This is a genomic window from Ectopseudomonas chengduensis (assembly GCF_900102635.1).
GTDB lineage: Bacteria > Pseudomonadota > Gammaproteobacteria > Pseudomonadales > Pseudomonadaceae > Aquipseudomonas > Aquipseudomonas chengduensis.
In genome coordinates, this window is record NZ_FMZQ01000001.1 from 727,413 (window position 1) to 739,164 (window position 11,752).

An 11,752-nucleotide genomic window follows, 5' to 3' on the forward strand; every position below is an offset into this window, starting at 1 on the left:
GGGCCGCCTGGGCCGCGCGCTACGGAGGAAAAAGACCATGTCCAGCCGTCGTCATCTCCTCTTCGCCGCTGGCGGCGCGTTGCTGGTCAGCCCGGCACTGGCGCTGGCCGAGCGGTTGCTGACGCCGCGCCAGACGCTGGGCCCCTTCTACCCCGACCAACTACCGCTGGACCGCGACAACGACCTGGTGCGAGTCGACGGTCAGGCCGCAGAGGCGCGCGGAATTCGCGTGCAACTGCACGGTTCGATCCTCGATGCGGGCGGCCGGCCACTGGCGGGGGCGCTGGTGGAAATCTGGCAAGTGGATGCCAACGGTATCTATCTGCACAGTCGCGGCGGTGACCGCCAGAGGCTCGACCCCGGGTTCCAGGGGTATGGCCGTTTCACTACGGCTGCCGATGGGCGCTACCGTTTTCGCACCATCCGCCCGGTGCCCTATCCCGGCCGTACACCGCATATCCATCTGGCGGTGACCCTGCCCGGCATGCCGCGTTTCGCCACGCAGTGTTATGTGCACGGCGAGCCGCTCAATCAGCGCGATGGCCTGCTCAACGCCATCCGCGACCCACGCTTGCGCGAACTGCTGGTCGTGCCCTTCGTGCCGGTGAGCGGGCAGAGCGACGAGCAGGTCGCTCGCTTCGATGTGGTGCTCGGCATCACCCCAAGCTCGTGAATGGCGGATTACAGCGGCCAGATCCACAGCAGCATGGGCACACTGACCAGCACCACGAGGATTTCCAGTGGCAGGCCCAGGCGCCAATAGTCGCCGAAGCGGAAACCACCAGGGCTGAGGATCAGGGTGTTGTTCTGGTGGCCAATGGGCGTGAGGAACGAGCAGGAGGCGCCGATGGCCACGGCCATCAGCAGCGAGTCCGGGCTGACGCCGAGCTGGCTGGCGGCGCTCAGCGCGATGGGACACATCACAGCTGCAGTCGCCGCGTTGTTCATGAAATCCGACAGGGTCATGGTCACCACCAGCAACAGGGTCAGGGTGATGATGGCGTTGCCCTGTGCCAGATTCTCCATCAGCAGGCGTGCCAGCAGATCGGCTGCGCCCGTGGCGGACATCGCACCGGCCACCGGAATCAAAGCCCCGAGCAACACGATCACCGGCCAGTCGATGGACTCGTAGACGGCGCGCAGCGGCACCAGACGCAGCAGCATGTAGGCCAGTACGCCACAGGCGAAGGCGATCGCGGCCGAGAGCAGGCCGAAGGCGGCGGCAGCGATGGCTAGGAGCATGATGCCGAGCGCGAGATTGGCCTGCCGCGGATCGGGAATGTTGATGGCGCGTGCGGCCAACGGCACGCAGTCATAGTCGCTGGCGAACTCGCCGATATCCTCGGCGCTGCCCTGCATCAGCAACACGTCACCGCTCTGGATCAGGGTCGAGCGCAGGCGCTTGATCGAGCGATGGCTCTGCCTGGAGATAGCCAGCAGGTTGATGGAATAGCGGCTGCGCAAACGGGTGCTGCTGGCAGAGCGACCGATCAGTGACGAGTCGGGCTTGACCAGCAGTTCCTGCATGGCGCGGTCTTCGTCATTGCTGGCTTTCTTCTCGGTTTCACCCTCCTTGTCCTCTTTCTGTTCGGCCTCCTTGGCTTCGCGCTCGGCCTCCAGCAACAGGTCCAGCTGGCCGAGTACTTCACCCAGTTCCTGCGGGTCGGCCTCGATCACCAGCACATCATCAGCCTGCAGTACACGCCGCGGGTTGGGCGCAGTCAGGCGCAGCTTGTTACGCACCATGGCCACCACTTGGGCGTCGGCCTCGTCGAGCAACTGCTCGATTTCGCGCAGGGTCTTGCCCTGGGCCTTGCCGCCTGCCTTGACCCGCGCCTCAGTCAGGTAATGGCCGGTGTCGAAGCTGGCGGCGTTACCCACTTCGCGCTTGGGAACCAGACGCCAGCCGAGCAGGGCGATGAACAGCACGCCGGCCAGTGCCACGGCGACACCGACCGGGCTGAAGTCGAACATGGCGAAGGGACCGCTGCCATGCTGGGCGCGAAAACTGGAGACGATCAGGTTCGGCGGTGTACCGATCAGCGTGGTCATGCCGCCGAGGATGGTGCCGAAGGCCAGCGGCATCAGCACGCGCCCCGGCGGCAGCTCCAGGCGTGCAGCAATCTGCAGGGCGATGGGCATCAGCAGGGCGAGGGCGCCGACGTTGTTCATGAATGCCGAGAGCAGCGCGCCCAGGCCGGTCAATGCGGCGATGGAAAGCAGCACGCCAGCGCCGCTGGGCAGCAGTCGTTGGGCCAGTCGACTGACCGCCCCCGTGCGCTGCAAACCATGGCTGAGCACCAGTACGCAGGCGACGGTGATCACCGCCGGGTGACCGAAACCTGCAAAGGCCTCGCGCTCGGGCACCAGACCAACGATCACGCACGCCAACAGCGCGCCCAGCGCTACCACGTCATGGCGCCAGCGGCCCCAGATGAACAAGCCCATGCTGGCAACGAGAATGACGAAAATCAGGCCTTGTTCGAGAGTCATGAAGCGGCGTCGTCCCTGTGATTGCAGCGTTGCATCTGCTGTTCATAGCAGAGTCTGCGCCGCGTCGGCAGTTCCCGCTGCACCGTCAAATGGGGCGCAATATTTTAGCCTCAGACGTATTGCGCGGCGGCGTAGCCCGACGCCCAGGCCCACTGGAAGTTGAAGCCACCCAGGTGGCCAGTGACGTCGAGCACTTCGCCGATGAAATACAACCCCGGTACCTTGAGCGACTCCAGGGTCTTGGATGACACCTCATCAGTATTCACCCCGCCCAGGGTCACTTCCGCCGTGCGGTAGCCTTCGGTGCCGGCCGGCACCAATTGCCAGTCGGACAGGCGCTCGGCAATCGTCTTGAGCTCACCGGGCGTGTACTGTTTGAGCGGCTTGTTGCTGAACCAGCTGTCGACCAGCAGGGTCGCCATCTTCTTGGTGAACAGTTCGGCCAGCAGGGTTTTCAGCTCGCTGTTGCCACGCTCGCGCTGCTGGGTAGCGAGCCATTCGGGCAGATCGATATGTGGCAGCAAGTCGATGTGCACGGTATCGCCCGGCTGCCAGTAGGAGGATATCTGCAGGATCGCCGGGCCGGATAGGCCGCGGTGGGTGAAGAGGATGTTCTCGACGAAACTCTGGCCATTGCAGCTCACCCTGCAGTCCTCCACCGAGGTGCCGGAAAGCTCCGTGCACAGCGTCTTGAGCTGCGGGTCGGTGATGGTGAAAGGCACCAGCCCGGCGCGGGTCGGCAGCAATTCGTGACCGAATTGCCTGGCCACCTGATAGCCGAAGCCGGTGGCGCCGAGGGTCGGGATCGACAGCCCGCCGGTGGCGATCACCAGTGACTGGCAGGCCACTTCGCCGAGGTCGCTTTGCAGCAGGAAGCCGCCTGCGGTTTTTTCGATGCTGTGTACTGCCGTGTCCAGGCGAATCTGTGCCCCGGCCTCGGCACATTCGGCCAGCAGCAATTCGAGGATGTCGCTGGACTTGTTATCGCAGAACAGCTGGCCAAGCTTCTTCTCGTGGTAGGGCACGCCGTGCTTGGCCACCAGGCCGATGAAGTCCCACTGGGTGAAGCGCGCCAGGGCGGACTTGCAGAAGTGCGGGTTGCCGGAAAGGAAGTTGTTCGGCTCGCAGTACAGGTTGGTGAAGTTGCAGCGCCCACCACCGGACATGAGGATCTTCTTGCCGGCCTTGTTGGCATGGTCGAGCACCAGCACGCGGCGGCCACGGGCTGCGGCGGTGGCTGCGCACATCAGGCCGGCGGCGCCTGCGCCGATGATCAGTACGTCGGTTTGCAACACGAAATGTCCTCAGGTGAATCGCTGACGCAGCCAGCGCTGCGCGAAAACCGCTGAAGTTTACCCGAAGCCGCTCTGGGCCGACGCTTCTGTCGCGGTGTGGCTGGCAAGCGTATAACGCCCGTCTGACTGTCTCAGATATGAGACAGTGACGAGTGGCGTTGTGCCTGCTATCACTAGAACTGATCATTTCGGATGGATCGCCACCAATGCCCGCAGTGCGTGCCTGGCTATTGCTCTTGCTGCTGTCGCCGGCACTGGCCTCGGCCGAGCTGTTGCGCCTGGTGGCCGACCCCTGGCCGCCGTTCAATGATCAACGGTTGCCCGGCAAAGGTCTGGCCAGTGATCTGGTGGAGCAGGCGCTCACCCGTGCCGGCTACACCACCAGCTACGTGGAGGTGCCCTGGGAGCGTGCGGTGCTGGGGCTCAAGCGTGGCGATTACGATGTACTGATCAACGCCTGGTACAGCGCTGATCGCAGCGAGTATGGCTATTTCTCCCAGCCCTATCTGGTCAACCGTATCCGCTTCATGCGGCGCAAAGGGAGCGACATTCAGTTCGAGACCCTGGCCGATCTCTACCCGCACAACATCGCGGTGGTCAGGGGCTATGCCTATTCCAGGGAGTTCGACAGCGATCCGCAGCTGCTCAAGGTTGGTGTCGGCAGTTTCGAAATCGCCGCGCGGATGCTGCATGCCGGGCGCGTGCAGCTGGCGCTGGAGGATGAGCTGGTCGCGCGCCACCTGCTCGCTAACAAGCTGAGTGCCATCCGCGATGAACTGGAGTTCCTGCCGCAGCCCTTGAGTGAGAACGGCCTGCACATCCTGGTGCGGCGCAGTCTGGCCCAGCATCGCGACATTGCCAGGCGTTTCGATGCGGCGATTCAGGCCATGAGCGACGACGGCAGTTATGCCGCGACGCTGCAGCGCCACAGCCCCTGATCAGGCCAGTACGGTGCGGGCACGGCCCTGTTGCTTGGCCCGGTACAGGCGAATGTCGGCTTCATGCAGCAGGCTTTCCAGGTCCTCGGGTTCACCCTGATAGAGGCCTGCGCTGAACGATAGCGCGGGCGCGCCGACAGCGTAATGCAGGCCGGCGCATTGCCGGCGCAGTTTATCCAGTGCCTGAGCCACATGATCCGCGCCATGCAGGGTCAGCAGGGCAAATTCCTCACCGCCCAGGCGACCCAGCAGCATGTCGGGGAAGGCATTGCTCATCGCCCGGGCGAACACCACCAGGGCGCTGTCGCCGCTGGCATGACCGAAGCCGTCGTTGATCTGCTTGAAGTGGTCGAGATCGAGCATCGCCACGCTGACCTCGCGACTTTCCCGTTGCGCCTTCTGCAGTATCTGCATGCCTTGTTCGTAGAAGGCGCGGCGGTTGTTCAGGCCGGTCAGGGCATCGAACTGCGCGGCCTTCTTCAGTGCGCGCAACAGGTCGCGTCGCTCCAGGGTCGACATTACCCGGCAGTTCAGTTCTTCAGGGCAGAAGGGCTTGCGCAGGAAATCGTCAGCACCGTGCTTGATGAACTGCGCACTGAGCGAGCCCTTAGGGTCGGCGGACACGCCGATGATGATCAGGTCATTGAGGCGCAGTTTCTGGCGCAGCAGCTTGACCAGCTCGAAACCGCTGACGCCGGGCATGGCATGGTCGAGCACCAGCAGGTCGATATCTGGATGCTCATTGAGCTGGCGTAGGGTCTCCTTGCCGTCGCTGGCCTCGATGATCTGGTAGTGATGTGGCTCGAGGATGTGGCGAATGTAGTGACGCTGCGCCGCAGAGTCGTCGGCGATGAGAATCTTGATATGGCTGTTGTGATCGAGCCGGTGCAGCAGGCGGAAGGCGTACTCGTAGGAATGCTGGCTTTCCTTGAGTACGTAGTCGACCACGCCTTTCATCAGCAGATCGTCACGGCGCTGTTCGTTGTAGCTGCCACTGAGCACGATGCACGGCAGGTGGTAGCGCATCACCAGATCGACGCTTTCGCCGTCCGGTGCGTCCGGCAGGTGCAGGTCGACGATGGCGGCGAAGAACAGCGCCGCAGAGGTCTCCAGCATGACTTCCGCTTCTGCCAGTGAGGCACAGAAGATCGGTTCCAGATCGGTTTCCTGACGGAACAGATGCTCGAGGATCTTCAGTACCAGTGGGCTGTCTTCAATGACCAGAATATTGCGCATGGGTGACTCCGGCCCAGGCCGTTTGATTCTTTATATCAGCCTTACAATAGACGCACACGCAGCGTTCTACCCTTGATCTTGCCTTCAGTGAGGCGCTTGAGCGCCTGGCGGGCTACGTCGCGTTCGACGGCGACATAGGCCTGGTAGTCGAACAGGGCGATCTTGCCGACCTGGCTACCGGGCAGCCCGGCGTCGCCGGTCAGGGCACCAAGGATATCGCCGGGGCGTAGTTTGTCCTTGCGTCCGGCGCCGATGCACAGGGTGTGCATCGGCGGCAGCAGCGGCTCACCCGTCGCCTTGGCCGCGGGCAATGGGTACCAGGCCAGTTCCTTGCCTTGCAGGGTTTCGATGGCCTGGGCGCGACCGGCTTCGGCCGGGGCCACCAGGCTCAGTGCCAGGCCTTTCTCGCCAGCGCGACCACTGCGGCCGATGCGATGGATATGCACCTCGGCATCACGCGACAGCTCGACGTTGATCACCATTTCCAGACCGGCGATATCCAGGCCGCGTGCTGCGACGTCGGTGGCCACCAGCACGCTGAGGCTGCGATTGGCGAACAGCGCGAGAATCTGATCGCGATCACGCTGTTCCAGATCGCCATGCAGCGCGGCGGCGGAAATCTTCTCGGCCTCCAGCTGTGCGGCCAGTTCGTCGCACTGTTGGCGCGTGGCGCAGAAGGCCACCGTCGGTTGCTTGCGGAAATGCCGCAGCAGGGTGCTGACCGCTTCCATACGTTGGCTCGGCGCTATTTCGTAGAAGCGCTGCTCGATCTGCCCGTCGTCGTGCTGCGCCTCCACTTCGACCCGCTCCGGGCTACGCAAGAAACGTGCGGCAAGCTGTTCGATGGCGGGCGGATAGGTGGCGGAGAACAGCAGAGTCTGACGGCGTGCCGGGGTCTGCTCGATGATTTCGCTGATGCTGTCGATGAAGCCCATGTCGAGCATGCGGTCGGCTTCGTCGAGTACCAGGGTATTGAGCCCATCGACTTTCAGCGTGCCTTTGCGCAGATGCTCCTGCACTCGTCCCGGCGTGCCGACAATCACGTGCGCACCATGCTCGAGCGAGCCGATCTGCGGGCCGAAAGGCACACCGCCGCAGAGGGTAAGCACCTTGATGTTGTCGGCAGCACGGGCCAGGCGGCGGATTTCCTTGGCCACCTGATCGGCCAGTTCGCGTGTCGGGCACAGCACCATGGCCTGGCAGCCGAAATAGCGCGGGTTGAGCGGATGCAGCAGGCCGATGCCGAAGGCGGCGGTCTTGCCGCTGCCGGTCTTGGCCTGGGCGATCAGGTCGCGGCCCTTGAGAATCAGCGGCAGGCTGGCGGCCTGGATGGGCGTCATCTCGGCATAGCCGATGGCGGCGAGATTGGCCTGCATGGCGGTAGAAATGGGCAGGCTGGCGAAGGCAGTAGCGGTCACGGCAAGAGCTCGGGGGTGAAGAAACAGGCCGGCAGTGTAGCAGGCCCGCTCATTCGTCCGCTGAAACCTCGATATTGCGCCCGCTACGGCCATCTTTCGTGTCCAGTTGCAGGAAGATCGCCGCCGCCAGCATCGACAGCAGGCCAACGCACAGATAGGTCGCCTGGAACGCCTCCAGCACATGGCCGTTGTCGCCCAGCTCGCGGCTGAAACCGCTGAGCAGCGCCGCCGCCGATGCAACGCCAAGGCCCATCGCCAGCTGTACCACCACCGACAGAAGGCTGTTACCGCTGCTGGCGTCGCGGTTGTCCAGGTCGATCAGCGTTACCGTGTTCATCGCGGTGAACTGCAGCGAGTTGCAGGCGCCGATCAGGCTCAGCTGGATGATCAGCTGCAAGGTCGAGGTTTGTGCGTCGACCAGGGCCAGGCTGGCGATCAGGGCGCCGAGCAGCAGGGTGTTGCTGGTGAGGATGTTGCGGTAGCCGAGGCGCTCGATCAGCGGCCTGGCCAGGGGCTTGGCTGCCATCGCCGCCAGTGCCAGCGGAATCAGGCTCATGCCGGCCTGGGCCGGCGAATAGCCCATCGCCAGTTGCAGCAGCAGCGGCGTGAGAAAAGGTAGCGCGCCGCTGCCGAGGCGGGCGAACAGGTTGCCGATGATGCCCACGGCGAAACTGCGGGTGTGGAACAGCTTGGGTGCGAACAATGGCTGCTCGATGCGCCCGGCGCGTAGCCAGTAGGCGGCCAGGCAGGCCATGCCGCCGAGCAACAGCAGCACCACGCGCATGGTCGGCAGGTGCAGTTCGCCGAGCCCTTCCAGGGCTACGGTGATCAGCAGCATGGCGGCGCCGAACAGCAGAAAACCGACGGTATCGAAGCGGCTGCGCTCAGGGCCGCGCAGGTCGGGCATATGGCGCAATGCTGCCCAGCAGCCGAGTAGTCCCACTGGCAGGTTGATCAGGAAGATCCAGTGCCAGCTGGCCACTTCCACCAACCAGCCACCGAGGCTCGGGCCGATCAGCGGGCCGAGCAGGCCGGGCAGGGTGATGAAGCTCATGATCCGTACCAGCTCCGAGCGCGGATAGGCGCGCAGCACCACCAGTCGCCCGACCGGCATCATCAGCGCGCCGCCCAGGCCCTGGATGACCCGTGCGCCGATCAGCATGCTCAGCGACTCCGACAGTGCGCAGAGCAGCGAGCCGAGGCTGAACAGGGCGATGGCGCCGAAGAAGATGCGCCGCGTGCCGAAGCGGTCGGCGATCCAGCCCGATGCCGGGATCAGCAGGGCCACGGTAAGCATGTAGGCGATCACCACCGACTGCATGCGCAATGGATTTTCGCCGAGGTCGGCGGCCATGGCCGGTAATGCGGTGTTGAGGATGGTGCCATCCAGCGTCTGCATGAAGAAGGCGATGGCGACTATCCAGGGCAGCAGGCGGGCGGTTCTGGGGTCGAGCAGGGTGGGGTTGGTCATGCTGTTCTCATGGTCTGTGCGCTCCACTCTAGGCCGCCGATCGAGCCCGGGCAACTGCGGGTTGCCAACGTGTAAGCAGGTGTCCGAGGTGGTGCTACGCTGGGGTGACTGGCACATCGCCCCGCAAGGGCTAAGGACGGCGTCATGCGCTGGTTGACTCTGTGGCTTTCGCTGGCTTGCCAGTCGCTGCTGGCGGCCGAGTGGTTCCCTTATCCGGTACGTGCCGATGGCCGCATGCTGGATTACCGGCCTTTGCCAGCGGCCAGCCAGCCCTGGCGTATCTGTGCGCTGCTGCCCCATGGCAAGGATCGCTACTGGTGGGGCGTGGCCTGGGGGCTGGATCAGGAAGCCAGACGTCTTGGCGTGCGCCTGGGGATCTACGAAGCCGGTGGCTACGAGCATGCCGATGTGCAAGTGGAGCAGTTCGGGCATTGTGTAGCCGAGGGCGCCGATGCCTTCGTCGTGGCCAGTATCAACACCTATGACCTGTGCAGCGCAGCAGAAGTGCAGATCAAGGCCGGTCGGCCGGTCATCGATCTGGTCAATCGCCTGGAATGCCCGGGGCTCAGCGCGCATTCGCGGGTCGACTTCGCCGACATGACGCGTGCCACGCTCAAGTATCTGGTACGTGTCAGTGAAGGGCGGCCGATTCAGGTCGGCTGGCTACCCGGCCCGGCCGATGCTGGCTGGGTGCAGGATGCCGAGCGCGGCCTGCGTGATGCCTTGCCTGGCACCAGGGTGACCCTGGCCCATGGTGGTTATGCCCCAGTGGATCGCAGTAGTCAGGCGCAGTTGACGCGGGAGCTGCTCAAGCAGCATCCACGTCTCGATTATCTGATCGCCAATGCCGAAGCCGCGGCCTTCGCCGCGCAGTTGGTGCGCAATATCGGTTCTGAGACGCAGGTGTTGTCGTTCTATGCCACCGAGCGGGTGCTGGAGCAGATTCGCGAGGGGCAGGTACTGGCTGCACCCACCGACTCACCGGTGATTCAGGCGCGCATCGCCCTGGACCTGGCCGTTCGTGGCCTGCAGGGCGAAAAGCTGCCGCAACTGGTGAGCCCGCAGATCGAAATGCTCGACGCCGACTCACTGGATCGTTTCGACCTCGGCCGGCTGATGCCGCCCGAGGGCCACTGGATGATCCGCCAGGAATTACCCGACTAACCTGTCTTGCTGGCTGCGCAGCGGCGTACCACGCACCGGGCGTTCGCCCGCGACGAAATAGGGCGCATTGCTGCGCGGCAATGGCTGGCGCCCGCGAATCCGATCCGCGATCTTCTCGGCGATCATGATGGTGGTGGCGTTGAGGTTGCCGGTGATGATCTCCGGCATGATCGACGCATCCACTACGCGCAAACCCTGCAGGCCGTGCACGCGGCCCTGACCATCGACCACCGCCATGTCGTCCTCGCCCATCTTGCACGAGCAGGACGGGTGGAAAGCCGTTTCCGCATGCTCGCGAATGAAGGCATCCAGCTCGGCGTCGCTCTGCACATGCTCGCCAGGACTGATTTCACGCCCACGGTAAGGATCGAGTGCCGGCTGCGCCATGATCTCGCGGGTCAGGCGTATGCCGTCGCGGAATTCCTGCCAGTCCTGATCGGCGCTCATGTAGTTGAAGAGGATGCTCGGGTGCTGGCGCGGGTCTTTCGACTTGAGCTGGATACGCCCGCGGCTGGGCGAGCGCATCGAGCCGACGTGAGCCTGGAAGCCATGCTCGTTGACCGCGTTGCTGCCGTTGTAGTTGATCGCCACCGGCAGGAAGTGGAACTGGATGTTGGGCCAGGCGAACTCCGGGCGCGTGCGGATGAAACCGCCGGCCTCGAACTGGTTGCTGGCGCCGATACCGTTGCCGGCGAACAGCCATTGCGCGCCGATGCCGGGCTGGTTGAGCAGCTTGAGTGCCGGGTACAGCGACACTGGCTGGGTGCAGGCGTACTGCAGGTACATCTCCAGGTGGTCCTGCAGGTTCTGGCCGACGCCAGGCAGTTCGTGTACCAGCGCGATGTCCAGCTCGCGCAGCAGCGCGGCGGGGCCGACGCCGGAGCGCTGCAGGATCTGCGGCGAGGCGATGGCGCCGGCGCATAGCAGCACTTCGCGGCGAGCACGGGCTTCGGTGGCATCGTTGGCGTTGCCGATCAGGTAGCTGACGCCACTGGCGCGCTTGCCATCGAAGAGGATGCGGTCGGTGGTGGCGTGGGTGATGATGGTCAGGTTCGGCCGTGCCCGTGCCTGGTCCAGATAGCCACGCGCGGTGCTGGCGCGGCGGCCTTCCGGGGTCACGGTGCGGTCCATCGGGCCGAAGCCTTCCTGCTGATAGCCGTTGAGATCATCGGTGCGCGGATAGCCGGCCTGCACGCCGGCCTCGACCATGGCGTGGAACAACGGGTTGTTACCGGCCTTGGGCGTGGTCACACTGACCGGGCCGTCACCGCCGTGGTAATCGTTGGGGCCGATGTCGCGGCTTTCCGCCTTGCGGAAGTAGGGCAGGCAGTCGAGATAGGTCCAGTCTTCCAGGCCTTTGGCCGTGGCCCAGTTGTCGAAGTCCAGCGCGTTGCCGCGGATGTAGCACATGCCGTTGATCAGGGATGAGCCGCCCAGGCCCTTGCCGCGTCCGCATTCCATGCGGCGGTTGTTCATGTACGGCTCGGGGTCGGTCTCGTAGGCCCAGTTGTAGCGCCGGCCCTGCAGCGGGAAGGCCAGGGCGGCAGGCATTTGGGTACGAAAGTCGAGGCGGTAGTCGGGGCCGCCGGCTTCCAGCAGCAGTACGCTGACGTCTGCGTCTTCGGTCAGCCGGGTGGCCAGGACGTTACCGGCCGAACCGGCGCCGATGATGATGTAGTCGAATTCCTGGGTCATGGCTCCTCCTGTTGCCCGGCTGTGATCCGGGAAAACGCGGTG

General features: G+C 64.4%; 9 protein-coding genes. 3 read left to right on the forward strand and 6 right to left on the reverse strand.

The window, feature by feature from the left end; genetic code table 11:
* Window positions 1-37 precede the first annotated feature (37 nt).
* Complete coding sequence (locus BLS08_RS03335; protein ID WP_017678477.1) at window positions 38-673, forward strand: dioxygenase family protein; 636 nt, start codon at window positions 38-40, stop codon at window positions 671-673.
* 8 nt (window positions 674-681) lie between these two features.
* On the opposite strand, the gene BLS08_RS03340 is transcribed toward BLS08_RS03335, so the two are convergent.
* Window positions 682-2,493, reverse strand: coding sequence for an SLC13 family permease (locus tag BLS08_RS03340; RefSeq protein ID WP_090336037.1), 1,812 nt, complete (start codon window positions 2,491-2,493; stop codon window positions 682-684).
* Between the two features lie 110 nt (window positions 2,494-2,603).
* A complete protein-coding gene (locus BLS08_RS03345; RefSeq protein ID WP_021487755.1) occupies window positions 2,604-3,788 on the reverse strand; it encodes a BaiN/RdsA family NAD(P)/FAD-dependent oxidoreductase in 1,185 nt (394 codons plus the stop codon).
* A gap of 206 nt (window positions 3,789-3,994) precedes the next feature.
* Between BLS08_RS03345 and BLS08_RS03350 the strand changes: the two genes are divergently transcribed.
* The gene (locus BLS08_RS03350; RefSeq protein ID WP_090336039.1) at window positions 3,995-4,726 is read left to right on the forward strand and encodes a substrate-binding periplasmic protein; all 732 of its coding nucleotides are present in this window, start codon (window positions 3,995-3,997) and stop codon (window positions 4,724-4,726) included.
* On the opposite strand, the gene BLS08_RS03355 is transcribed toward BLS08_RS03350, so the two are convergent.
* Genes BLS08_RS03355 through mdtD form a run of 3 tightly spaced genes read right to left on the reverse strand, consistent with a single transcriptional unit; the run spans window position 4,727 to window position 8,851 of the window.
* Window positions 4,727-5,962: a GGDEF domain-containing response regulator gene (locus BLS08_RS03355; RefSeq protein WP_017678481.1), complete on the reverse strand. Its 1,236-nt coding sequence runs from the start codon at window positions 5,960-5,962 to the stop codon at window positions 4,727-4,729. It abuts the gene before it with no gap.
* A gap of 41 nt (window positions 5,963-6,003) precedes the next feature.
* On the reverse strand, window positions 6,004-7,380 hold the full coding sequence (dbpA, locus tag BLS08_RS03360; protein ID WP_059390803.1) for an ATP-dependent RNA helicase DbpA: 1,377 nt from the start codon (window positions 7,378-7,380) through the stop codon (window positions 6,004-6,006).
* 49 nt (window positions 7,381-7,429) lie between these two features.
* Window positions 7,430-8,851, reverse strand: coding sequence for a multidrug transporter subunit MdtD (gene mdtD / locus BLS08_RS03365; protein ID WP_017678483.1), 1,422 nt, complete (start codon window positions 8,849-8,851; stop codon window positions 7,430-7,432).
* 144 nt (window positions 8,852-8,995) lie between these two features.
* Here mdtD and torT point away from each other — a divergent pair, with 144 nt between their 5' ends.
* Complete coding sequence (torT, locus tag BLS08_RS03370) at window positions 8,996-10,015, forward strand: TMAO reductase system periplasmic protein TorT (protein ID WP_017678484.1); 1,020 nt, start codon at window positions 8,996-8,998, stop codon at window positions 10,013-10,015.
* On the opposite strand, the gene betA is transcribed toward torT, so the two are convergent.
* Window positions 10,004-11,710: a choline dehydrogenase gene (gene betA / locus BLS08_RS03375; protein ID WP_045733831.1), complete on the reverse strand. Its 1,707-nt coding sequence runs from the start codon at window positions 11,708-11,710 to the stop codon at window positions 10,004-10,006. The two genes, torT and betA, sit on opposite strands and share 12 nt — an antisense overlap.
* Between the last annotated feature and the right edge of the window lie 42 nt (window positions 11,711-11,752).

Excerpts from the sequence above, each read along its gene's own strand:
- BLS08_RS03335 (WP_017678477.1), top strand. The coding sequence starts at position 38 with ATGTCCAGCCGTCGTCATCTCCTCTTCGCCGCTGGCGGCGCGTTGCTG.
- BLS08_RS03340 (WP_090336037.1), bottom strand. The coding sequence starts at position 2,493 with ATGACTCTCGAACAAGGCCTGATTTTCGTCATTCTCGTTGCCAGCATG.
- BLS08_RS03350 (WP_090336039.1), top strand. The coding sequence starts at position 3,995 with ATGCCCGCAGTGCGTGCCTGGCTATTGCTCTTGCTGCTGTCGCCGGCA.
- BLS08_RS03355 (WP_017678481.1), bottom strand. The coding sequence starts at position 5,962 with ATGCGCAATATTCTGGTCATTGAAGACAGCCCACTGGTACTGAAGATC.
- mdtD (WP_017678483.1), bottom strand. The coding sequence starts at position 8,851 with ATGACCAACCCCACCCTGCTCGACCCCAGAACCGCCCGCCTGCTGCCC.
- torT (WP_017678484.1), top strand. The coding sequence starts at position 8,996 with ATGCGCTGGTTGACTCTGTGGCTTTCGCTGGCTTGCCAGTCGCTGCTG.
- betA (WP_045733831.1), bottom strand. The coding sequence starts at position 11,710 with ATGACCCAGGAATTCGACTACATCATCATCGGCGCCGGTTCGGCCGGT.